The sequence below is a fragment of the Aeromicrobium sp. CFBP 8757 genome (assembly GCF_014841755.1).
Lineage (GTDB): Bacteria > Actinomycetota > Actinomycetes > Propionibacteriales > Nocardioidaceae > Aeromicrobium.
This window is the reverse complement of sequence record NZ_JACYUM010000003.1, coordinates 182,837-204,493: the sequence shown is the minus strand read 5'-3', so window position 1 is coordinate 204,493 and position 21,657 is coordinate 182,837. Positions and strand designations below refer to the sequence as shown.

The following is a 21,657-nucleotide window of genomic DNA, read 5'->3' as shown; positions in this document are numbered from 1 at the left end:
GCCTCCAGCGTTGCACGCGCCCCCCGGTCACGCAAGGCCGGCACCGCTGATTGAAGACGGGCGGTCAGGGTACGGGTACGCGGAGTGCTGAAGGTCGCTCACCCCCTCGCTGTTCGCTCGGAGGACCCCATGCTGCACGCGGCCCACCTCGCCCGTCCGTCCTCGCTCCTGCCGCCCCCGCGGCCGTCCCGTCGCGCCCCGCGCACCGTCGTCACCGCGGCCCGCCCATGAGGGTGTGCCTCATCGCGTCGAGCCGGTTCCCGATCCGCGAGCCGTTCCACGGCGGTCTGGAGGCGCACACCGCGACGCTCGCCGAGCACCTCGGCCGGCGCGGCCACGAGGTCAGCGTGTTCGCGGCGCCCGGGTCCGACCCGCGGTTCGACGTCAGCGACCTCGCGGTGCGTCCGTTCGAGCCCAGCGCGGCAGCCCGCCAGGACGTCGGTGCGACGCCCGACGAGTGGATGCGCGAGCACCACGCCTATCTCTCGCTGATGCTGGAGCTGTCGCGCACCGGTCCGCAGCGCTTCGACGTGATCCACAACAACTCGTTGCACCACCTGCCGATCGCGATGGCCGGCATGGTCGACCTGCCGGTCGTCTCGACGCTGCACACCCCGCCCGTCCCGTGGCTGGAGTCGGCCCTGCAGGTGAGCCGTGGCGACACGCGCTTCGTCGCGGTCAGCCGGCACACCGCCGACGCGTGGCAGCACGCCGTGACGGCCGAGGTCGTCCTGAACGGGATCGACACCGACCGCTGGCGGGCCGGGCCCGGTGGCGACCGCGCCGTGTGGAGCGGGCGCATGGTGCCCGAGAAGGCACCCCACCTGGCGGCGCTGGCCGCGCTGCGCGCCGGCATCCCGATCGACCTCGCGGGACCGTGCATGGACCAGGCGTACTTCGACCGCGAGGTCCGTCCGCTGCTCGGCCCCGGTGTCCGTCACCTCGGCCACCTGGGCTCCGACGCGCTGATCGACCTCGTGGGACGCGCGGCGGTCGCGGTCGTCTCGCCGATGTGGGACGAGCCCTACGGCCTGGTCGCCGCCGAGGCGATGGCCTGCGGGACCCCCGTCGCGGCGTTCGACCGCGGCGCGCTCGGCGAGATCGTCGTGCCCGGCACGGGGGCGCTGGCGCGTCTGGGGGACGTCGACTCGCTGGCCACCGCGATCGTCCTGGCGCGTGCTGCCGACCGCCGCGTGGTGCGGCGCCACGCCGTCGCCGACCTCGGCGTCGGACGGATGATCTCGGCCTACGAGGACGTCTACGCCCGCGCCCGTCAGGTGGTGGCCGCATGATCGGCTACTACGTGCACCACCACGGCCGCGGACACCTGCACCGCGCGCTGTCGGTCGCCGCGGCCACCGACACCGTCGTGGTCGGCATGAGCTCGCTGCCCAGGCCGCGGGAGTGGAGCGGACCGTGGCTCGAGCTGCCCCGCGACGACGAGGGCGCGACCCCGGTCGACGTGACGGCCCGCGGTCGCCTGCACTGGGTGCCGGAGCTGGACCGTGGGCTCACGGCGCGGATGGCCGAGATCTCGTCGTGGATCGCCGCCGTCGAGCCGTCGCTGATGGTCGTCGACGTCTCGGCCGAGGTCAGCCTGCTCGCCCGCCTGCACGGCACGCCCGTCGTGACGATGGTGCTGCCGGGCGACCGCCGCGACGCGGCGCACGACCTCGTCCACTCGGTCGCGCGCCGCATCGTCGGGGCGTGGCCCGCCGACGTCACGGGCATGGTCACGGGGCTCGACGCCCACCGCGACCGCCTGACGTGCGTCGGGGGCCTGTCGCGCTTCGACGGCCGTCCGGCGCCGGCGCCGCCCGCTCCCGACGGCCGGACGGTCGTGGTGCTGACGGGCCTGGGCGACGAGACGTCGTGGGACGTCGACGCGGCACGACAGCAGACGCCCTCCTGGACGTGGCACGTGCTGGGGGCCGGTGACGCCTGGGTCGACGACCCGTGGGACGTGCTGTGCGCCGCGGACGTCGTGGTGACGCACGGGGGCCAGAACGCGATCGCCGAGGTCGCGGCGGCCCGGCGACCTGCCGTCGTCGTGCCGCGCCCCCGGCCGTTCCGCGAGCAGGACGCGATGGCGGCCGTGCTCGCGACCGACGGGCGGTTCCCGGTGACGGTGTGCCCCGAGCTGCCGCAGACCGGCTGGGACGAGCTGCTGACGCGCACCGCCGCCCTCGACGGATCCGGGTGGTCGGCCTGGAACGACGGCGGGGGAGCGGGGCGTCTCGCCGCGGTCATCTGCGAGGAGCTCGAGCGCGTTCCCGCGCCCGCCCGGTCGTCGGGGACGTGGTCGTGAACGTCGTCGCCGTGACGATCGTCCACGGACGGTCGCGGCACCTCGCCCGCCAGCACGAGGGCCTGCTGCGCTCGACCCGCCCGCCCGACCTGCACGTCGTCGTCGCGATGGACGACCCGTCGGTGGCGGCCGTCGACGAGGGGCCGTTCGAGCGCGTCGTCGTTCCCGTCGAGGGACGCGCCGAGGGGCTCCCGCTGGCGCACGCCCGCAACGTCGGGGCCCGGGCGGCCGTCGACGCGGGGGCGGACGTCCTGGTGTTCCTCGATGTCGACTGCATCCCCGCGCCCGAGCTCGTGGCCGCCTACGCGTCCGCCGCGGGGCACCCGACGACGTGCGACGACCTGCTGTGCGGGCCCGTCGCCTACCTGCCGCCCCTCCCGGACGGCCAGGACGACTACGACCTCGACACGCTCGACCGGCTCGCCGAGCCCCACGCGGCGCGGCCGGCCCCCGCTCCCGGGGCGATCGAGCGCGACGCACGGGGGCACGACCTCTTCTGGTCGCTGTCGTTCGCGCTCCGGGCCCGGGCCTGGGACGCGATCGGCGGGTTCGACGAGCGCTACGTCGGCTACGGGGGAGAGGACACCGACTTCGCGCGTCGCGCGGCCGCCGCCGGACGAGGCGTGGCGTGGGTCGGGGCGGCGCGGGCGTTCCACCAGCACCACCCCGTGAGCTCGCCGCCGGTCGAGCACGTCTCCGACATCGTCCGCAACGCGGGCATCTTCCACGACACGTGGGGACGCTGGCCGATGGGCGGATGGCTCGACGCCTTCGAGCGGAGCGGGCTCGTGGGACGTCTCGACGACGGCACGTACGTCGTGACGGAGCGCGGTCCGCGGCAGCCCGAGGCCGTCCGGTGACGGGCCGGTCGCCGCTCACGACGGCGGACGTCCGCTCCCGCACGACGCCGTCGTGGCCGCTGCCGGGCGGCGGCGACACGGATCGGCGGTGGCGGATGCTCGCGGCGCTGGCCGCCGACGACCTGCCGCTGGCCAAGCTCGTCGAGCCGCACCACGACGCCGTCGCGATCCTGCACGAGCTGGGCGGTCGCGCCCCCGAGGCAGGCGAGGTGTGGGCCGTCTGGGCGGCCGAGCCGCCGTTCGCGGTGCTGACCGCGACGCGCGACGCCCACGACGAGGACGGCTGGCGGCTGTCGGGCTCGAAGGCGTTCTGCTCCGGCGCGGGCCTCGTGACCCACGCGCTCGTGACCGCGGAGTCGGCGGACGGCCCCCGGATGCTGGCGATCGCGCTCGACGACCCCGGTGTCACGGACGGCGAGGGGCCCGCCTGGCAGGGCGCCGGCATGCGCCGGGCCGACACGCGGACGCTCGACCTGCACGACGTGGCCGCCCGGGCCGTCGGAGGGCCGGGGGACTACGTCGGTCGTCCCGGCTTCTGGGCGGGCGCGATCGGCATCGCCGCCTGCTGGCTGGGCGGGGCGCACGGCGTCGCCCGGACGCTGGAGGACCGCGCACCGCGGCTCGACCCGCACGGCCTCGCGCACCTGGGCGCCGTGCGGGCGTCCCTCGACGTGGCCGGCCTGGCGCTCGAGGCGGCCGCGTCACGGCTCGACCGCGGGACGGACGACGAGGACGAGCTCGAGCGGCTGGCGCTGTCGGTGCGCGCGCACGTCGCGGACGTCGTCGAGTCGACGATCGCGCACGTCGGCCGGGCCCTGGGCCCCGCCCCGCTGGCCTTCGACGCGCGGCACGCCGAGCACGTCGCCGACCTGCAGGTGTTCGTCCGGCAGCACCACGCCGAGCGCGACCTGGCGCGGCTGGGCTCCCTGCCCGTCGCGGGCACGACCGAGGAGGACGGGGGAGACGACGATGACTGATCTGTGGCGAGGGCGCCTCGAGGGCATGCCGATCGACCCACCGGCCGACCCCGGCGGACGCGTCGTGGTGCTCTCGGCGCACCCCGACGACGAGGTGCTGGCCGTCGGCGGCTGGCTGTCGGAGCAGACCCACCGCGAGGTCGTGTTCGTCACGGCGACGGACGGCGAGGCGTCGCACCCCGGCAGCCCGACCATCACGCCCGACGAGCTGCGGGCCCGCCGGCCCGGCGAGCTGCTCGCGGCGCTGCGGTGCCTCGGCTTCGAGCAGCCGGACGTCCGGCGGCTCCGGCTGCCAGACGGCGGGCTCGACGCCGCGCGCGACGAGCTGCGGCGCCTGGTCGAGCCGGTGCTGCGGGACGCCTCCCTCGTGCTGGCCCCGTTCGCCCACGACGGGCACCCCGACCACGACGCCCTCGGACAGGTGGTGGCGGAGGTCTGCCCGCCGACCGCGGTGCTGTGGCAGATGCCGATCTGGACCTGGGCCTGGACCGTGCCCGCCGACCAGGAGTGGATGGCGTCGGTGCGTCGCCTCGAGTGCACGTCGCGGGGGCGCCACCGCAAGCGGCAGGCGATGGCGGCGTTCGGCACCCAGGTGCGGGCCCTGAGCCCGCACCCCGCCGACACCGCCGTCGTCGACGAGGCGCTGCAGCGGCATGCGTCCCTCGCGCCCGAGGCGGTCGTGGCATGACCGCCCCCGACTACTTCGAGCAGCTCTACGCCGACTCCGCCGACCCGTGGCAGCTCGCCGAGCGGCACTACGAGCAGCGCAAGTACGACCTGACGCTCGCGGCCCTGCCGCGCCTGCGCTACGCGCGGGCGTTCGAGCCGGGGTGCTCGATCGGGGTGCTGACCCGCCAGCTCGCGACGCGGTGCGACGAGCTCGTCGCGACCGACCCCGTCGAGAGCCCCCTCGCGCGCGCCCGCGCCACGGTCGGCGCCGATCACGTCACGTTCGCGCGAGGACGGGTGCCGGACGACTGGCCCGACGGCCCGTTCGACCTGATCGTGCTGTCGGAGCTGCTGTACTACCTGTCGGCGGCCGAGCGGCTCGAGGTGCGGGCCGCCGCGGTCGAGAGCCTCGCGCCGGACGGCCACCTGGTGCTCGTGCACTGGCGCCACCCGTTCGAGGTCGCGACCTGCACCGGCGACGTCGCGCACGCCGAGATGCGCGTCGGCGACGACCTCGTGGCCGTGGTCGAGCACGTCGAGACCGACTTCCGGCTCGAGGTGCTGGCCCATGCGTGACGTCGACGTCGACGTCGTCGTGGTCGTGATCCCGGCGCGCGACGAGCAGGACGGCGTCGCCGCGGCGGTGGGCGCCGTGCTGACGTCGGCCGTCGCGGTCGCCGTCCTGCGCCCGGTCGTGCGCGTCGAGGTCGTCGTCGTGGCCGACGGGTGCCGTGACGCGACGGCGTCCCTCGCCCGCTCCGCGGGGGCCGAGGTGGTCGAGATCGACGCCGCGAACGTCGGCGCGGCCCGCCGCGTGGGCTGCGAGTGGGCGTTCGGGCGGACGTCGGCCCCGGACCGCCTGTGGATCGCGACGACCGACGCCGACAGCGCCGTCCCGGCGGGCTGGCTGCCGGCGCAGCTCGAGGCGTCCCGGTGCGCCGACGTCTTCCTCGGCACGATCGGCCTGACGGAGGTCGATCGAGGTCTCCACCCCCGCTGGGGAGCCGATTACGCGGTGCGCGCCGACGGCGGCTCGCACGGGCACGTGCACGGCGCGAGTCTCGGCGTGCGCGGGAGCGCGTACCTCGAGGCGGGCGGCTTCCGCGACCTGCCGGCCCACGAGGACGCCGACCTGGTCGGCCGGCTCGTGGCGCAGGGGGCCGCACCCGTGTGGGACGACCGCGTGCCCGTCACGACGTCCGCCCGGCACGTGTCCCGCGTGCCCGAGGGCGTCGGGGCCGATCTGGCCGCGTCCCTCGTCACATCGGCCGATCGCGGGTCGGTGTGCATGAAACCGGCGCTGCCGGGCATGTGACGGTCCCGCGGCGCGCAGCGTGCCGCGACACCACGACGAAGGAGATCATCCGTGCGCGCACTGACCTGGCAGGGCAAGAGGAACGTCAGCGTCGAGACCGTCCCGGACCCGAAGATCGTCGAGCCGGACGACATCATCATCCAGGTCACGACCTCGGGCCTGTGCGGGTCGGACCTGCACCTGTACGACCCGCTCGGTCCGTTCCTGCACCCCGGCGACATCCTGGGCCACGAGCCGATGGGACGTGTCGTCGAGCGCGGTTCGGCCGTGACGGACCTCGCGATCGGCGACCGCGTCGTCATCCCGTTCCAGATCGCCTGTGGCTCGTGCTTCATGTGCTCGCGCGGCCTGCAGACGCAGTGCGAGGTGACGCAGGTGCGCGAGTACGGCATGGGCGCGGCGCTCTTCGGCTACACCGACCTCTACGGCGCGGTGCCGGGCGGACAGGCCGAGCTGCTGCGCGTCCCGCACGGCAACTACGGGCCGATCAAGATCGAGAGCGACTACAGCGACGAGCGGTTCGTGTACCTGTCGGACGTCGCCCCGACGGCCTACCAGGGCGTCGAGTACTCGGGCGTCTCGGCGGGTGACACGCTGCTCGTCGTGGGCCTCGGCCCGATCGGCGAGATGGCGGCCCGCATCGCGATGCTGCGCGGCGTCCGGGTCATCGGGGTCGACCTCGTGCCCGAGCGCCTGGCGCGCTCGGCCTCGCTCGGCGTCGAGACGATCGACCTGCTGGCGGGCGACGCCGTGGCGGCGGTGCAGGAGCTGACCGGCGGCCGCGGTGCCGACGCGGCGCTCGAGGCCGTCGGCATGGAGGCGCACGGGTCCGGCGTGGCCGAGGCCGCGCAGAAGGTCGTGGGCCTGCTGCCGAAGGCCCTGTCGCGCCCGCTCATGACGAACGCCAGCACGGACCGCCTGGCGGCGCTCGACCTGGCGTTCCAGGCCGTGCGGCGCGGGGGCACGGTCTCGATCAGCGGCGTGTACGCCGGTGCGGCCGACCCGTTCTCGATGCAGCTGATCTTCGACAAGCAGCTGTCGCTGCGCATGGGCCAGGCCAACGTCAAGAACTGGATCGACGACCTCCTGCCGCTCGCGGAGGACTCGTCCGACCCGCTGGGTCTCGAGTCGTTCGCGACGCACCACCTGACGCTCGAGGAGGCCCCCGCGGCCTACGAGATGTTCCAGAAGAAGCAGGACGGGGCCATCAAGGTCCTGTTCAAGCCGTGACGGACGCCCGGCGGGCCGGTCGCCTTGGGCGATCGGCCTACCGTGGTGGGGTGCCGAAGATCGACTCCCAGACCGCCGTCCTGCTGACACTGATCGGCTTCGTCGTGGCGCTCACCGGCCTCGCGTTCCTGCTGGTCAGCGCGTGGGTCCCGGGCGTCGTGATCGTCGCGCTGGGCCTGGCCGCCGGCAGCATCGGCTACCGCGCCGTCCACTGACCCCCGTCGTCGGTTCACCGCGCCGGCAGGGGAAACCGGTCCTCGGTCCACCACGCCGGCAGGGGATGTCGGTTCCGGGCAGGGCAGGCATGCCACGCCTGGACACGGGTTGCCGCGCCGGGACGCGGGGTGCTGCGCCCGGACCGGGTTGACCACGCCGGCGTGGTGAACCGCGGGGTCAGGGATCGAGGGCCCGCACCGCGCGACGGGCGCGCTCCAGCGCCTCGCCCGCGGTGCGGCGCACCCGCTCGGCGTCCTTGAGACCGGCGGACGCCCGACGCTCCTCCGAGCCGGCGTCCCGCAGCTCGCTCTCGACCTCGACGAGTCGGCGACGCACCGCGGCGAGCTCGTCCTTGAGATCGACCACCCGCCCTCCGGCCGCCGCCGCCCGCTCCGACGCCTCGACCGCGGCGCGCTGGGCCTCGTCGAGGTCGTGCTCGCTCGTGGCGACCTGCTCCCGCGCCGCGACCAGCGCCTCGTCGTCGACGGCACCCTCGTCGGGCACGTCCCGGACCGCCTCCGTCTGCTTCTCCTGACGCGGTCTCGGCGCCCGCCGCGCGACCGGTGGGTCCTCCTCGACGTCCACCGGGACGGCCGACGCCCCCGACACGTCCACGTCGCCGAAGCCGTTCGGTGCGAGCGGCGTCAGCAGCGCACCTCCGCGAACCGTCGCGAACGCGGCGACGTCGACGAGGGCGGCCCAGAACGTCTGCTCCACGTCCCGGAGGGTCGCGGCGCTCGCGGGGGCGCCCCAGCCGTCGGCGACCTCCTCGGCGGCGGTGACGCAGCGCCGGATCGTCGTCCGTCTCTCGCGGTCGACCGCACGGACGTCGTCGGGGTCGCCGCCGACGCTCGCGGCGCGCAGACGCCTGCCGACGTCCCGCAGCTCGTCCACCAGCCCGGGATGCTCCCGGACGACGGCGTTGACGAGCCCCACCGCGACGCCGGGCTTCCGCAGCGCGGCCACGGCACGTGCCCTGTCGGCGTCGCCCGCCTGCTTCAGCGCGGCGACCTCGGCCGCGCGCGACGCGACGAACTCCCGCGGCGGCAGCGCGTACAACCGGGCGGCGACCTGCGCGAAGACGCCGTCAGCAGGGTGCGGCGCGGACCGGGGCGTGCGGCTCAGCCCTCGGGGACGGGCTCGAGCGCGAACGCCGAGCCCGTGCTGACGGCGTCGGCATAGTCGGCGAGCTGCTCACCCGTCAGCCGCACCCCGATCGTGGCGAACGCCTGCTCGGACTGCTCGGCGATCGCGGCGACCGGCTGACCCGTCAGCTTGGCGCGCACCTCGGCGTCGACCTCGCTGAGGCTCGGCCCCACCGTGACCTCGGCGTGGTCGGCATCGGTACCCGCGGTCCGGACGTCGTCCGTCGTCTCGCTCATGGCGGCACGGTACCCGGGGGCCGCCGGACCAAACCGGTTCGGCCGCCGACGACGGGGTACCACCGTCGACACCGCTCCACCCCTCGGAAGGACCGCACCCCATGACCGACCCCGCACCCCGTCCCACCACGACCGACGCGGGAGTCCCCGTCGCGAGCGACGAGTACTCCCTCTCGGTCGGCCCGGACGGTCCGCTGCTGCTGCAGGACCACTACCTGATCGAGCAGATGGCCAACTTCAACCGCGAGCGCATCCCCGAGCGTCAGCCGCACGCCAAGGGCGGTGGCGCCTTCGGCACGTTCGAGGTCACGCACGACGTCAGCGCGTTCACGCGCGCCGCGGTCTTCCAGCCCGGCACGAAGACCGAGGTGCTGTCGCGCTTCTCGACCGTCGCCGGCGAGCGCGGCAGCCCGGACACGTGGCGCGACCCCCGCGGCTTCTCGCTGAAGTTCTACACCACCGAGGGCAACTTCGACATGGTCGGCAACAACACGCCGGTCTTCTTCATCCGCGACCCCATGAAGTTCCAGCACTTCATCCGCTCGCAGAAGCGCCGCTCCGACAACAACCTGCGCGACCACGACATGCAGTGGGACTTCTGGACCGCCGTGCCCGAGTCGGCGCACCAGGTCGCGTGGCTCATGGGCGATCGCGGCATCCCGCGCACGTGGCGGCACATGAACGGCTACTCGAGCCACACGTACTCGTGGATCAACGCCGAGGGCGAGCAGTTCTGGGTCAAGTACTACTTCAAGACCGACCAGGGCATCGAGTTCTTCACGCAGGACGAGGCCGACCAGATGGCGTCGGCCGACACCGACTACCACCAGCGCGACCTCTTCGAGCACATCCGCGACGGCGAGCACCCCAGCTGGACGCTCAAGATGCAGATCATGCCGTTCGAGGACGCCAAGACCTACCGCATCAACCCCTTCGACCTGACCAAGGTCTGGCCGCACGAGGACTACCCGCTGCACGAGGTGGGCCGTCTGACGCTCGACCGCAACGTCACGGACTACCACACCGAGATCGAGCAGGCCTCGTTCGAGCCCAACAACTCGGTCGCCGGGACGGGCCTGTCGCCCGACAAGATGCTGCTGGCCCGTGGCTTCAGCTACTCCGACGCCCACCGCGCACGGCTGGGCGTCAACTACCGGCAGATCCCCGTCAACCGTCCCAAGTCGCCCGTCAACAGCTACTCCAAGGACGGCGCGATGCGGATGGACAACGTCACCGATCCGGTCTACGCACCCAACTCGTACGGCGGCCCCGCGGCCGATCCGAGCCTGACGGACGACGGCGGACGCTGGCGCTCCGACGGCGAGATGGTCCGCGCGGCCTACACGCTGCGTCCCGAGGACGACGACTGGACGCAGGCCGGCACGCTGGTCCGCGACGTCATGGACGACGCCGCACGCGACCGACTCGTCGACAACGTCGTGGGGCACCTGCTCAACGGCGTCAGCGACGCCGTCCTGGCGCGTGCGTTCGCGTACTGGCGCCAGATCGACGACGACCTCGGCGGCCGCATCGAGCAGGGCGTCCACGACAAGCAGGACGAGCTCGATCCCAAGGCCGGTGAGCAGGGCAACGACGCGCGGTCGAGCATGCAGGACAAAGCGTGACGCGATCGGTGTCACATCGGCGCTGACACGCCACCGCCCGTGACAGAATCGTGGTCGACGGGGACGGCGCGCGACGGGGGTGGACGGCGATGGGGCTCGACACGACATCGCTCCGCGTGGCGTTCGGTGTCGTCGCCCTGACGATGCTGGTCCTGTTCTACTTCGTCTCGTACCGCACCAGCCGGTCCACGTACTGCGCGTGGTGGTGCGCCGCGCTGGCGCTGTTCGTCGCCGGCTCGGGCGCCTACCTGCTCGACGGCACGTCGCAGCAGGTGTGGGCGAACCCCCTCGGCAGCACGCTGCTCGTCGCCGGGACGAGCAGCGTGTGGGGCGGGACCCGTGCCCTGGGCGGCCGCGGGTTCCAGTGGGCCCCGTTCGCGACGGGTCCCGTCCTGACGGCCGTCGCGGCGGTGCTGGACGATCCGGCCACCAACACGTGGGCCGGTGGCGCGGTGATGCTGGCCTCGATGTCGCTGACGGTCGCGCTGGCGTCGCGCGAGCTGTGGCTGGTTCGCCCCAGCCCGGCCGAGCTGCTGCGGCGCGAGGCGACGTTCTCACCGGCCGTGCGCACGCTGGCGATCATGTCGGGCGGGTTCTCGGCGTACTACGCGATGCGGTTCGTGTCGTTCGTGTGGGTCGGGCCCGACGGCGAGGTGTTCGAGCGCTACTTCGGCTCGGAGGTCACGACGCTCGTGACGACGGTGCTGCTCGCGGCGATCTCGTTCAGCATGACGTCGCTCAGCTACGAGCGCGAGACCGAGGAGCTGCGCTCCCAGGCCACGCGTGACGGGCTCACGGGGCTGCTCAACCGCACCGAGTTCATGCGGCAGGCGTCGGCCGAGTGGCGCGCCAAGAACCGCAGCGGGGCGCAGGGCTCGCTGATCCTCGCCGACCTCGACTTCTTCAAGGCCGTCAACGACACCTACGGTCACCCGGCCGGCGACTACGCGCTGCAGGCCTTCGCCGCGACGTGCCGCGGCATCGTGCGGTCGTCCGACCTCGTGGGCCGCTACGGGGGCGAGGAGTTCATCATCTTCCTGCCCGACGTGCCGACGGCGCGCGCCGAGCAGATCGCGGGTCAGATCAGCGGACGGCTGCGCGAGACCGCCACGCCCAACGGCATGCCCTTCCCGACGGTCAGCTACGGCATCGCCGCCGCTGACGACGGCACCGACCTGGCCGATGCGATCGACCGGGCCGACCGGGCGCTCTACGAGGCCAAGGCGACGGGGCGCGACCGCGTGATCCTGAGCAGCGACGACCGTCCCGGCCGGGGCTGACCGGCCGACGCGCTCAGGCGCGCGTCGGGTTCTCCGCCGGGTTGGGCGGGGTCACCGGGTTGCCCTCGGTGTCGGGGTCGGTGGGCAGCTGGCCCGGGTTGTCGGCGGGGCTCGACGGCTCGGGCGCGGTCGTGGTGTCGGTGGGTGACGTCATGACGCCGTCGTGCCCACTGGGCCGACCGGTAAACCGTCCCGGGGTGCGTACGGCAGGTTGCGGTGGGTACGGACCGTCCGGCACCCACCGACCGCCGAAGGAGCCACGATGCCCCCGAAGAAGGACCCCAGCCTCAAGAAGCCCGAGATGTACGAGGCGCTGCGCGACCAGGGCGCGTCCAAGGAGAAGGCAGCCCGCATCTCGAACGCGGCCGCGCAGAAGGGCCGTTCGGCCGAGTCCGTCGGCGCGAAGGGCGGGGCGTCCGGGTCGTACGACGACTGGACCGTCGACGACCTGCGGGCGCGGGCGAAGGAGCTCGGCCTCAGCGGCTACTCGGACAAGAAGAAGTCCGAGCTCGTGACGATGCTGCGGGAGCACTGATCACCGGCACCGGCGCGGCCTCCGAGATCGACTTCGGGGGACTGACCATCGCCTTCGACGACCGCGTGCTGCGCCCCCGCGCCTGGACGCTCGCGCAGTCGCAGTGGGCCGCGGACGTCGCGGCCACGGCCCCCGAGGGTCGGGTGCTCGAGCTGTTCGCGGGAGCGGGACACATCGGGCTCGCGGCCGTGGCCGCCTCGCGGCGCGAGCTCGTCATGGTCGACCTGAACCCGGCCGCCGTCGAGCTCGCCCGCACCAACGTCGACCGGGCCGGGTTGGCGGACCGCGTGAGCGTCCGGCACGGGCGGATCGACGAGGTGCTGGACGACGGCGAGCGGTTCGCGGTCGTCGTCGCCGATCCGCCGTGGGTGCCGTCGGCCGGCATCGGCGAGTTCCCCGACGACCCGTCGATCGCGATCGACGGCGGCGACGACGGTCTCGACCTGGCCCGCACGTGCTGCGACGTCATCGCCCGTCACCTCCTGCCGGGCGGGACCGCGATCCTGCAGGTCGGCACGTCCGACCAGGTGCGAGCCCTCGACGAGCACCTGCGGCAGGGCGGCTCCGGCCTGCGCACCGCCGAGACCCGCGTCTTCGAGCGCGGCGTCCTGGTCGAGCTCCGCCCACGAGTCACGTAGTCCCGCCGACGAGTCACGTAGTCCCGTCGACGAGTCACGTAGTCCCGCTCGCGAGTCACGCCCGGTGACTCGCGGCCGGGCATGAGTGACTCGTCGCTGGGCGTGGGTGACTCGTCGGCGATCGGGGGCTAGGGGCGGGACTTCTCGGGGATCAGCTTGTGGGTGCCGTCGCACCACGGCTGCATCGATGACTTGCCGCAGCGGCACACCGCGCTGACGGGTCGGGTCGTGCGGTGCCGCACGCCGTCGGCGTCCTCGATCACGTGGTCGCCGCGCAGCAGCATCGGGCCGCCCGCGCAGAGGATCACGGTGGGGTGCTCGCCGCCCTGCTCGTCGTCGCTCACGCGGCCCACCCCTCGAGCATGCGCCGCGCGAAGCGGTCCTCGAGGTCCAGGCACGTGAAGGCGCCGAGGAACATGTCGTCGCGCAGCGCCGGCTCCTCGTCGAGCAGTGACCCGCAGATCGTCCGGACCGCCAGCTGCTCGTGCACCGCGTCGGCCGCGACGTGCTCGTCGTAGTACTCGGCCATCGAGTCGGGCAGGCCGAGGCGCCGCAGCCCCTGCGCCATGCGGCGCGACGGGATGCTGCTGGTCGCCTCGAACGCCGCCAGGTGACCCAGCGACGCCCCGCGGAGACGACGGTTCAGGCCGAACAGCGACATCGCGTTGTTCTCCTCGAGCACCTCGAGCGGCACGTCGTCGATGTAGGCGCCGTACTCGTCGCGCAGCCCGCAGTCGTCCATCCCGCGCGCGAACAGCGTCGCGTGGAGCCGCGTCGGGTCGCCGCCGCCGTACTCGTCGAACTGCAGCTCCATCAGCGCCGCCTTGGTGCGGTCCGGCAGCCGCGGCACGAGCCACGCGGACGGGTCGGACTCCTTCAGGTGGTAGATCGAGCGCATGCGCAGCAGCTCGAGCGTCTGCTCGTGGGTCGTGTGACGTTGCACCTGCGCGGCCAGCGAGGCTCCGTCGTGCGACGCGACGTACGCGAAGAAGGCGTCGGCGAAGTCGCCCTCGGGCCAGGCGTCGGGTGCACGGTCACGCAGGGTGCGCTCGAACGTCGCCTCGAGCGAGCGGCGCAGGGCGATGAGCTCCGGCTGCCACTCGCGGTCGTCGTCGACGTCCTCGAAGCCGCGGTAGTGCAGCTCGTGCAGGGCCCACAGCGTGACGTGGAGGTCCTCGGCGTCGTCGGCGGGGGTCGACAGCAGCGGCGAGTAGTCGGGCGACGTCGACCGCATCGCCTGGAAGGCGGTCTCGCTGAGCGAGCCGCGGCCCTTGGGGGTCAGCACGACGACGCTCGCGGACGGGTTGGCGCGGGGACGGGCAGGAGGTGGGGCATGAGGATGCTCCTCGGGGTTCGGGCTGCTCCGGCCGTGTGCTCGACTGGGCGTCCGTGAGGTACCCGGATGGGGGACCGTCAACCGGCGACGTGTCTCAGGCCGGTGCCAGTGGGTAACCAAGAGGGTGTGGTGGCCGTTGAGCACACAGCGGCGACCTGGCGGAAAGTGGGCAGAGGGCGTGCGGACTAGGGCACGGCCTCTGCCCACGTCAGCGGGAGCGCCCGGACCGGCATAGGATCGTCGCGACGTTCCGGCACGTGCCGGCGGTGCAGAAGGAGGGCGATCGACATGGACGGTCCCCGCGTCCTGGCGGACATGGCGCTCGAGCTCGAGCAGGACCGTGATCCACGGAGCATCCTCGAGCGGGTCAGCCACTACGCGCGCCTGGTGCTCGACGCCGACGACGCCGGCGTCATGCGCGTCGTGACGCGCCAGAAGGTCGAGACCCCGGCCGCGACGACCGAGCGGGTCGACCAGGCCCACCAGCTGCAGTCGCAGTTCGACGAGGGCCCGTGCCTCGACGCCATCACGGGCCGCGCGACGTACGTCGCCAACGACGTCGCGAACGACCCGCGCTGGCCCCGATGGGGTCCGGCCGTCGTCGACATCGGCATCCTGAGCGCGATCGGCGTGCGCCTGGCCACCCGCGAGCGGGGCTACGGATCACTGAACATCTACGCCGACCGCGTCCACGCGTTCACCCCGGCCGACGTCGAGCTGGCCGAGGTGCTCGCGGCGCACGCCACGACGGCGTTCGCGGCCGCCGAGCGGGCCGCGGGCCTCGAGACGGCCCTCGAGTCGCGCACCACGATCGCCCAGGCCCAGGGCATCCTGATGCAGAAGTTCGACATCGACGCCGATGCCGCCTTCGACTTCCTGCGCCGCATCTCGCAGCACGAGAACCGCCGCCTGCACGCCGTCGCCGAGGCGATCGTGGTGCAGCGCAACGCCAACGCCCGGCCCGAGTAGGGTCCTCGACCCCGTCAGGACGATTGGGACGGCGTCGCGTGGGGTAGGTGGGCGTCATGGCATCTCGAACCCGCAGGCAGAAGCGTCACGACCTCAACCGTCGGTGGTCGATCGGGCTGATCGTCTCGGTCGCCGCCGTGGGCGTCGCGATCATCGGCATCGTCCTCGTCCAGGCCGAGGTGCTGCGCGACGCGTGGGTGTACGCATTCTTCGGCCTCGGCGCGATCGGCGCGGCCAGCGCGATGCTGCAGACGATCATCCGCGGCAAGGCGGGCGACGACATCGACGAGGCCAAGCTCTAGCCCGACCGACGACTCCGCCCCGGCGCCCTCATGTCGTCGAGGAGGCGCCGGGGCGGGCGGTCGGGACGGCTCAGGAGCCGCTGACGTCGTCGTTGTCGGTGTCGGTCGCCGGGCCCTCGGTCGCCGCGCCGCCCTCGGACGACCAGTCGGTCGAGTCGCCGTTGTCGAGGGCCGGGTCGCTCTGGGTGTCGGGCGCGACAACGGGCTGCCCGTCGGCGTCGACGGGGGTGGTCTGGGGGTCGTTCGCAGGTTCGGTCATGCGCCGAACGTACCCCCGTGCCGCGGGCGCGAAACCGCCCGGTCAGGCTCCGACGTACGCCGCCAGGTGACGCGCCGTCAGCGTCGACCCGTCGGCGACCAGATCGCGCGGCGTGCCCTCGAACACGATGCGCCCGCCGTCGTGGCCCGCTCCGGGCCCCACGTCGATGATCCAGTCGGCGTGCGCCATGACGGCCTGGTGGTGCTCGATGACGACGACCGACGTGCCGGAGTCGACGAGGTCGTCCAGCAGGCCCAGCAGCTGCTCGACGTCGGCGAGGTGCAGCCCGGTCGTCGGCTCGTCGAGCACGTAGACGCCGCCGTCGTCGGCCATCCGCACCGCGAGCTTGAGCCGTTGCCGCTCGCCGCCCGACAGGGTCGTCAGCGGCTGGCCGATCGTCAGGTAGCCGAGCCCGACGCGGGCGAGCCGCTCCAGCACCCGGTGGGCGGCGGGCAGGCGTCCGTCGCCGTCGGCGAAGAAACGCTCGGCCTCGTCGACCGACATCGTCAGCACGTCGTCGATGGTCCTGCCGCCGAACCGGTACGCCAGCACCTCGGCCTGGAAGCGTCGTCCCTCGCACGCCTCGCACGGCGCGGGTGCGGCCGCGACGATGCCGAGATCCGGGTGGACGACGCCCGCCCCGTTGCACACGGGGCACGCGCCCTCGGAGTTCGCGCTGAACAGCGCGGGCCTGACGCCGTTGGCCTTCGCGAACGCCTTGCGGACGGGGTCGAGCAGGCCCGTGTACGTCGCGGGGTTGCTGCGGCGCGAGCCCTTGATCGGGGCCTGGTCGATCACGACGACTCCCTCGCGGCCCTGCAGTGAGCCGTGCACCAGGGAGCTCTTGCCCGAGCCCGCGACGCCGGTGACGACCGTCAGCACGCCGAGCGGCACGTCGACGTCGACGTCGCGCAGGTTGTGGGTCGACGCGCCCCGCACCTCGAGCGCGCCGGTGGGGGAGCGCACCTCGTCCTTCAGGGTGGCGCGGTCGTCGAGGTGGCGACCCGTCAGGGTGTCGGCGGCGCGCAGGCCCTCGAGCGTCCCCTCGAAGACGATGTGCCCGCCCGCGGCACCGGCGCCCGGTCCCAGGTCGACGACGTGGTCGGCGATCGCGATGGCCTCGGGCTTGTGCTCGACGACGAGCACGGTGTTGCCCTTGTCGCGCAGGCGCAGCAGGAGCCGGTTCATCCGCTCGACGTCGTGGGGGTGCAGCCCGATCGTCGGCTCGTCGAAGACGTACGTGACGTCGGTCAGCGCCGAGCCGAGGTGGCGGATCATCTTGGTGCGCTGCGCCTCGCCCCCCGACAGCGTCCCCGACGGACGGTCGAGCGACAGGTAGCCCAGCCCGATGTCGACGAACGAGCCGAGCGTCGCCGCGAGGGCCTCGAGCAGGGGCTCCGCACCGGGCGCCTCGGTGTCGCGGAGCCAGGTCGCGAGGTCGCTGATCTGCAGCGCGCACAGGTCGGCGATGCTGCTGCCGCGGACCGTCGACGAGCGGGCGAGCGCGTTCAGCCGGGTGCCGTCGCAGTCGGGGCACGTCGTGAACGTGACGGCGCGCTCGACGAAGGCACGGACGTGCGGCTGCATCGCCTCGACGTCCTTGCTCAGGAACGACTTCGTGATCTGCGGGACGATGCCGAGGTACGTCAGGTTGATGCCGTCGACCGTGATCTTGGTGGCCTCGCGGTGCAGCAGCGCGTCGAGCTCCTCGGCCGTGAACGACGCGATGGGCTTGTCGCAGTCGAACAGCCCGACGCCGCGCAGGATGCGCCCCTGCCAGCCGTCCATGCTCCAGCCGGGGATCGTCAGGGCGCCCTCGTTGATCGACTTCGTCTCGTCGTACAGCGCCGTCCGGTCGACGTCGTTGACGGTGCCCCGGCCCTCGCAGCGCGGGCACATGCCCCCGACGACCGCGAAGCTGCGGCGCTCCTTGGTCTCGCGACCGCCCTTCTCGACCGTGACGGCCCCGGCGCCGGTCATCGACGCAACGTTGAACGAGAACGCCTGGGGGCCGCCGACGTGCGGCTCGCCGAACCGGCTGAACAGGATGCGCAGCATCGCGTTGACGTCGGTCGCGGTGCCGACCGTCGAGCGGGGGTCCGAGCCCATGCGCTCCTGGTCGACGACGATCGCGGTGGTGAGGCCTGACAGCACGTCGACGTCGGGTCGCGCCGCCGAGGGCATGAAGCCCTGCACGAACGCGCTGTACGTCTCGTTGATCATGCGCTGGGACTCCGCGGCGATCGTCGCGAAGACCAGCGAGCTCTTGCCCGAGCCGGAGACCCCGGTGAAGACCGTGAGCCGCCGCTTGGGCAGCTCGACGCTGACGTCCTTGAGGTTGTTCTGCCGGGCCCCCACGACGCGGATCAGGTCGTGGCCGTCGGCGACGTGGGACGACGCTCGGGTGGGCTGGCTCACACCGCGATGATCCCACGCCGAGACCGTCCGCCGCACCCGTCCTGACGTGAAAGACGTGGGGCGACGACCGGGCCCGAGTGCTGTGGTCCGCGCCGGGCCGGGGGGCGGATACGCTGCGGTCGTGGTCTATCGCACCCTGTTCGACGTCGTCTTCCGCTCGATGGACCCCGAGAAGGCGCACGAGCGCGGCTTCCTCGCGATCCGCGCGGGCCGCCCCATCACGCGTCACGTGTTCGCGCAGACCCGTGCGCCCCGCACCGTCATGGGCATCGAGTTCCCGAACGGCTTCGGGCTGGCGGCGGGCTTCGACAAGAACGCTCGGTCCGTCCCCGGCCTGCTCGCGCTGGGTTTCGGGCACGTCGAGATCGGCACCGTCACGGCCCGCGCCCAGCCCGGCAACCCGCGGCCCCGGCTGTTCCGCCTGGTCGACGACCGCGCGATCGTCAACCGCATGGGCTTCAACAACGACGGCGCCGCCGCGGTGGCCGCCCGGCTGCACCGCCTGCGCCGGACGGCGGCGGGGCGCGACGCCGTCATCGGGGTCAACATCGGCAAGACCAAGCTCGTCGAGCCGGCCGACGCCGTCGCCGACTACGTCGAGAGCGCACGCCTGCTGGCACCCTTCGCGAGCTACCTCGTCGTCAACGTGTCGTCGCCCAACACGCCCGGTCTGCGCGACCTGCAGGCCGTCGACGAGCTGCGTCCCCTGCTCGCGGCCGTCAAGGACGTCGCCGACCGCACCCCGGGCGGCCGGGTCCCGCTCCTGGTCAAGATCGCGCCCGACCTCGCCGACGCGGACGTCGACGCGGTGGCGGACCTGGCGCTCGAGCTGGGCCTCGACGGCATCAGCGCGACCAACACGACGATCGCGCGTCCCGCGTCCCTGCTGACCGACCGGTCGGTCGTCGACGCGGCGGGGGCGGGCGGGCTCTCGGGCCCGGTGCTGGCCGAGCGGGCCACCGAGGTGCTCGTGCGGCTGCGGCAGCGGGTCGGCGACGGCCTCGCGATCATCGCGGTCGGCGGGGTGACGACGCCCGACGACGTCCGGGCCCGCCTCGCGGCCGGGGCCGACCTCGTGCAGGGCTACACGGGCTTCGTGTACGAGGGTCCGGCCTGGCCGTCGCGGCTCGCGGCGGCGACGGCGTGAGGTCGGAATTCGCCGGGTTCCCGGGCCCTGGGGCAGGACGTCGACGAACCTCGACCCCCGATTTCGTGTCCGGGCCCGCGACCCTGTATGTTTGAGCGTCGGCACGCCCCTTTAGCTCAGTCGGCAGAGCGTTTCCATGGTAAGGAAAAGGTCTACGGTTCGATTCCGTAAAGGGGCTCTGGAATCGCAGCACTGCGTCCGCAGGGTCGCGAGTCCGTCGGGCAAGAGGAAACTCGCGTCCGTGGCTGGGTAGCTCAGTCGGTTAGAGCACACGACTCATAATCGTGGGGTCGCGGGTTCGAGTCCCGCCCCAGCTACCGCACGATCACACCGGCACTTCGACACCGGCACGGCAACACACCGGCACGGCAACACACCGGCACCACGTCAGCGACATCGACCAAGAAGAGGCACCCCGTGGCCAGCAAGAGCTCAGACGTTCGTCCCAAGATCACCTTGGCCTGCACCGAGTGCAAGGAACGCAACTACATCACCAAGAAGAACCGTCGCAACGATCCCGACCGCATGGATCTGATGAAGTTCTGCCCGCGTGACAAGCGCCACACGCTGCACCGCGAGACCCGCTGACCCTGGTGTCCGGTACGAAGGCCCCCGCTGCTGACGGCAGCCGGGGGCCTTCGTCATTGCCTGCTAGCGTCGCCGCCATGCGCCTCGCCGACCTGACGACCCTGCACCTGGGAGGGCCCGCGCGGGCCGTCATCGATGCCACCTCCGAGCAGCACCTCGTCGACACCGTCCGGGTCGCCGACGAGGCCGGCGACGCCCTGCTGGTGGTCGGCGGCGGCAGCAACCTCGTGGTCTCCGACGACGGCGTCGACGGCACGGTCGTGCGGGTCCTGACGCGGGGCATCGCGGTCGACGGCGACGCGTGCAGCGGCGCGACGGTCACGGTCGCCGCCGGCGAGCCGTGGGACCTGTTCGTCGCCCACGCCGTCGAGCAGGGGTGGGTCGGCGTCGAGGCGCTCGCGGGCATCCCCGGCTCGACGGGCGCCACCCCCGTGCAGAACGTCGGGGCCTACGGCCAGGACGTCTCGCAGACGATCGCCTCGGTCCGCACGTACGACCGCTACGACCGCCGCATCCGGACGTTCGCGGCCGCCGACTGCGACTTCTCGTACCGTCACAGCCGCTTCAAGGCCGAGCCGCAGCGGTACGTCGTCCTGTCGGTCACGTTCCAGCTCGCGTTCGGCGACCTCGGCACGCCGGTCGTCTACGGCGAGCTGGCCCGCGCCCTCGGCATCGAGGTCGGCGACCGGGCGCCCGCCGCGGCGGTGCGCGACGCGGTGCTGGCGCTGCGCCGCGGCAAGGGCATGGTCATCGACCCCGTCGACCACGACACGTGGAGCGCCGGCTCGTTCTTCACCAACCCGCTGCTGTCGCCCGACCAGGCCGCGGCGCTGCCCGCCGACGCGCCGCGCTTCGAGCAGCCCGACGGATCGGTCAAGACCAGCGCGGCCTGGCTGATCGACCACGCGGGCTTCGTCAAGGGTCACGGCTCGGCCGGCGTGGCCCTGTCGACCAAGCACGCGCTGGCGCTGACCAACCGGGGCGACGGCACCACCGCGGCGCTGCTCGACCTGGCCCGCGAGGTCCGTGACGGCGTCCAGCGCGCCTACGGCGTCACCCTCGTCAACGAGCCCGTGCTCGTGGGCTGCTCGCTCTAGCGGGTCGACAGCGACCCGAGCGACCCGAGCGCGCCGACGACCGACTCGTACGTGTCGTAGTCGTCGTCCCAGAAGCCGTCGACCGTCAGCGACAGGACGACCACGACGACGATCGCGGCGATCGCGAGCACCAGCAGCACCGTGCCGATGATGCCCAGGATCTTGCCCGCCGAGGCCTCTCCGCGACCGTCGAGGGCGCCGTTGCTGGCGTCGATCTCGCGCTCGGCCTTGGCGCCCATGTACCACGCGAACGGCGCCATGAGCACCGGCACGGCGCAGATGAACGCTCCCGACACCGAGACGATGCCCAGCACCATCGCGGTCGTCGCGTCGTTGTGCTTGCGGCGGGCGTAGGGGTACGCGCCCGGCGGGGGAGGGAAGCCGGCGCCGGGCGTCGGGGGCGGGTACGCCGATCCCGCGGGAGGCTGCTGCGGGTGCGGCGACGGGTCGCCTGCGGCGTCACCGGGTCGGGGTGTCTCGCTCATGGCGTCAGCCTGCCACAGGGC

The 21,657-nt window shown here is 73.2% G+C and carries 26 protein-coding genes and 2 tRNA genes; 20 read left to right on the top strand and 8 right to left on the bottom strand.

Translation table 11 applies throughout. The features are described from left to right. The first annotated feature begins 227 nt into the window (after positions 1–227). Genes IFT73_RS10635 through IFT73_RS10595 form a run of 9 tightly spaced genes read left to right on the top strand, consistent with a single transcriptional unit; the run spans position 228 to position 7,574 of the window. Positions 228–1,292 (top strand): glycosyltransferase, encoded by a 1,065-nt coding sequence (locus tag IFT73_RS10635; RefSeq protein WP_192167598.1) that lies wholly within the window; start codon positions 228–230, stop codon positions 1,290–1,292. Continuing rightward, complete coding sequence (locus tag IFT73_RS10630; protein ID WP_192167597.1) at positions 1,289–2,308, top strand: glycosyltransferase; 1,020 nt, start codon at positions 1,289–1,291, stop codon at positions 2,306–2,308. The genes IFT73_RS10635 and IFT73_RS10630 overlap by 4 nt, the downstream gene beginning before the upstream one ends. Further along, positions 2,305–3,168 (top strand): galactosyltransferase-related protein, encoded by an 864-nt coding sequence (locus IFT73_RS10625; protein ID WP_192167596.1) that lies wholly within the window; start codon positions 2,305–2,307, stop codon positions 3,166–3,168. Before IFT73_RS10630 ends, IFT73_RS10625 begins: the two co-directional genes overlap by 4 nt. After that, on the top strand, positions 3,165–4,145 hold the full coding sequence (locus tag IFT73_RS10620; RefSeq protein WP_192167595.1) for an acyl-CoA dehydrogenase: 981 nt from the start codon (positions 3,165–3,167) through the stop codon (positions 4,143–4,145). The genes IFT73_RS10625 and IFT73_RS10620 overlap by 4 nt, the downstream gene beginning before the upstream one ends. Next, positions 4,138–4,833 (top strand): PIG-L deacetylase family protein, encoded by a 696-nt coding sequence (locus IFT73_RS10615; protein ID WP_082556045.1) that lies wholly within the window; start codon positions 4,138–4,140, stop codon positions 4,831–4,833. The genes IFT73_RS10620 and IFT73_RS10615 overlap by 8 nt, the downstream gene beginning before the upstream one ends. Beyond that, entirely contained in the window at positions 4,830–5,390 is a 561-nt protein-coding gene (locus IFT73_RS10610; protein WP_056605994.1) for a class I SAM-dependent methyltransferase, read from the top strand. Before IFT73_RS10615 ends, IFT73_RS10610 begins: the two co-directional genes overlap by 4 nt. Continuing rightward, entirely contained in the window at positions 5,383–6,129 is a 747-nt protein-coding gene (locus tag IFT73_RS10605) for a glycosyltransferase family 2 protein (protein ID WP_192167594.1), read from the top strand. The genes IFT73_RS10610 and IFT73_RS10605 overlap by 8 nt, the downstream gene beginning before the upstream one ends. A 51-nt stretch (positions 6,130–6,180) precedes the next feature. After that, positions 6,181–7,359, top strand: coding sequence for an alcohol dehydrogenase catalytic domain-containing protein (locus tag IFT73_RS10600; protein ID WP_192167593.1), 1,179 nt, complete (start codon positions 6,181–6,183; stop codon positions 7,357–7,359). Between the two features lie 50 nt (positions 7,360–7,409). Continuing rightward, positions 7,410–7,574, top strand: a complete 165-nt coding sequence (locus IFT73_RS10595; protein ID WP_192167592.1) for a hypothetical protein — start codon at positions 7,410–7,412, stop codon at positions 7,572–7,574. Between the two features lie 178 nt (positions 7,575–7,752). On the opposite strand, the gene IFT73_RS10590 is transcribed toward IFT73_RS10595, so the two are convergent. Further along, entirely contained in the window at positions 7,753–8,634 is an 882-nt protein-coding gene (locus IFT73_RS10590; RefSeq protein ID WP_192167591.1) for a hypothetical protein, read from the bottom strand. Positions 8,635–8,696: 62 nt separating this feature from the next. Continuing rightward, complete coding sequence (locus IFT73_RS10585) at positions 8,697–8,957, bottom strand: hypothetical protein (RefSeq protein WP_192167590.1); 261 nt, start codon at positions 8,955–8,957, stop codon at positions 8,697–8,699. 101 nt (positions 8,958–9,058) lie between these two features. Here IFT73_RS10585 and IFT73_RS10580 point away from each other — a divergent pair, with 101 nt between their 5' ends. Together IFT73_RS10580 and IFT73_RS10575 are read left to right on the top strand one after the other, a co-directional pair. Then, positions 9,059–10,582: a catalase gene (locus tag IFT73_RS10580; protein ID WP_192167589.1), complete on the top strand. Its 1,524-nt coding sequence runs from the start codon at positions 9,059–9,061 to the stop codon at positions 10,580–10,582. Positions 10,583–10,671: 89 nt separating this feature from the next. Continuing rightward, positions 10,672–11,862, top strand: a complete 1,191-nt coding sequence (locus tag IFT73_RS10575) for a GGDEF domain-containing protein (protein WP_192167588.1) — start codon at positions 10,672–10,674, stop codon at positions 11,860–11,862. Between the two features lie 13 nt (positions 11,863–11,875). Here IFT73_RS10575 and IFT73_RS10570 read toward each other — a convergent pair whose 3' ends face one another. Then, positions 11,876–12,016 (bottom strand): hypothetical protein, encoded by a 141-nt coding sequence (locus IFT73_RS10570; RefSeq protein WP_192167587.1) that lies wholly within the window; start codon positions 12,014–12,016, stop codon positions 11,876–11,878. 108 nt (positions 12,017–12,124) lie between these two features. On the opposite strand from IFT73_RS10570, the gene IFT73_RS10565 reads away from it, so the two are divergent. Together IFT73_RS10565 and IFT73_RS10560 are read left to right on the top strand one after the other, a co-directional pair. After that, on the top strand, positions 12,125–12,397 hold the full coding sequence (locus IFT73_RS10565) for a Rho termination factor N-terminal domain-containing protein (RefSeq protein WP_192167807.1): 273 nt from the start codon (positions 12,125–12,127) through the stop codon (positions 12,395–12,397). Positions 12,398–12,462: 65 nt separating this feature from the next. Continuing rightward, complete coding sequence (locus tag IFT73_RS10560; protein WP_197984000.1) at positions 12,463–13,035, top strand: RsmD family RNA methyltransferase; 573 nt, start codon at positions 12,463–12,465, stop codon at positions 13,033–13,035. Positions 13,036–13,163: 128 nt separating this feature from the next. On the opposite strand, the gene IFT73_RS10555 is transcribed toward IFT73_RS10560, so the two are convergent. Both IFT73_RS10555 and IFT73_RS10550 read right to left on the bottom strand, forming a co-directional pair. Next, positions 13,164–13,379 carry a CDGSH iron-sulfur domain-containing protein gene (locus IFT73_RS10555; RefSeq protein ID WP_371811240.1) on the bottom strand — a complete coding sequence of 72 codons (216 nt, stop codon included), beginning with the start codon at positions 13,377–13,379 and terminating at the stop codon, positions 13,164–13,166. Beyond that, the gene (locus IFT73_RS10550) at positions 13,376–14,320 is read right to left on the bottom strand and encodes an iron-containing redox enzyme family protein (RefSeq protein ID WP_371811239.1); all 945 of its coding nucleotides are present in this window, start codon (positions 14,318–14,320) and stop codon (positions 13,376–13,378) included. Before IFT73_RS10550 ends, IFT73_RS10555 begins: the two co-directional genes overlap by 4 nt. Positions 14,321–14,659: 339 nt before the next feature. On the opposite strand from IFT73_RS10550, the gene IFT73_RS10545 reads away from it, so the two are divergent. Together IFT73_RS10545 and IFT73_RS10540 are read left to right on the top strand one after the other, a co-directional pair. After that, complete coding sequence (locus IFT73_RS10545) at positions 14,660–15,340, top strand: GAF and ANTAR domain-containing protein (RefSeq protein WP_192167586.1); 681 nt, start codon at positions 14,660–14,662, stop codon at positions 15,338–15,340. Between the two features lie 56 nt (positions 15,341–15,396). Next, complete coding sequence (locus tag IFT73_RS10540; RefSeq protein ID WP_192167585.1) at positions 15,397–15,642, top strand: hypothetical protein; 246 nt, start codon at positions 15,397–15,399, stop codon at positions 15,640–15,642. Positions 15,643–15,712: 70 nt separating this feature from the next. Here the strand turns inward: IFT73_RS10540 and IFT73_RS10535 are convergent, their stop codons facing one another. Together IFT73_RS10535 and IFT73_RS10530 are read right to left on the bottom strand one after the other, a co-directional pair. After that, complete coding sequence (locus IFT73_RS10535; RefSeq protein ID WP_192167584.1) at positions 15,713–15,901, bottom strand: hypothetical protein; 189 nt, start codon at positions 15,899–15,901, stop codon at positions 15,713–15,715. Between the two features lie 42 nt (positions 15,902–15,943). Beyond that, positions 15,944–18,319, bottom strand: a complete 2,376-nt coding sequence (locus tag IFT73_RS10530; RefSeq protein WP_371811238.1) for an ATP-binding cassette domain-containing protein — start codon at positions 18,317–18,319, stop codon at positions 15,944–15,946. Between the two features lie 121 nt (positions 18,320–18,440). Here IFT73_RS10530 and IFT73_RS10525 point away from each other — a divergent pair, with 121 nt between their 5' ends. From IFT73_RS10525 to IFT73_RS10505, 5 genes are all read left to right on the top strand, one after another. Continuing rightward, positions 18,441–19,466, top strand: coding sequence for a quinone-dependent dihydroorotate dehydrogenase (locus tag IFT73_RS10525; protein ID WP_192167582.1), 1,026 nt, complete (start codon positions 18,441–18,443; stop codon positions 19,464–19,466). 105 nt (positions 19,467–19,571) lie between these two features. After that, positions 19,572–19,644, top strand: a tRNA-Thr gene (locus IFT73_RS10520). A 65-nt stretch (positions 19,645–19,709) separates the two neighbouring features. After that, a tRNA-Met gene (locus tag IFT73_RS10515) sits at positions 19,710–19,783 on the top strand. A 100-nt stretch (positions 19,784–19,883) separates the two neighbouring features. Next, positions 19,884–20,054, top strand: coding sequence for a 50S ribosomal protein L33 (gene rpmG, locus IFT73_RS10510; protein ID WP_056606042.1), 171 nt, complete (start codon positions 19,884–19,886; stop codon positions 20,052–20,054). 77 nt (positions 20,055–20,131) lie between these two features. Next, entirely contained in the window at positions 20,132–21,151 is a 1,020-nt protein-coding gene (locus IFT73_RS10505) for a UDP-N-acetylmuramate dehydrogenase (protein WP_192167581.1), read from the top strand. On the opposite strand, the gene IFT73_RS10500 is transcribed toward IFT73_RS10505, so the two are convergent. Further along, positions 21,148–21,636, bottom strand: a complete 489-nt coding sequence (locus IFT73_RS10500) for a DUF4190 domain-containing protein (RefSeq protein WP_192167580.1) — start codon at positions 21,634–21,636, stop codon at positions 21,148–21,150. The two genes, IFT73_RS10505 and IFT73_RS10500, sit on opposite strands and share 4 nt — an antisense overlap. Positions 21,637–21,657 lie beyond the last annotated feature (21 nt).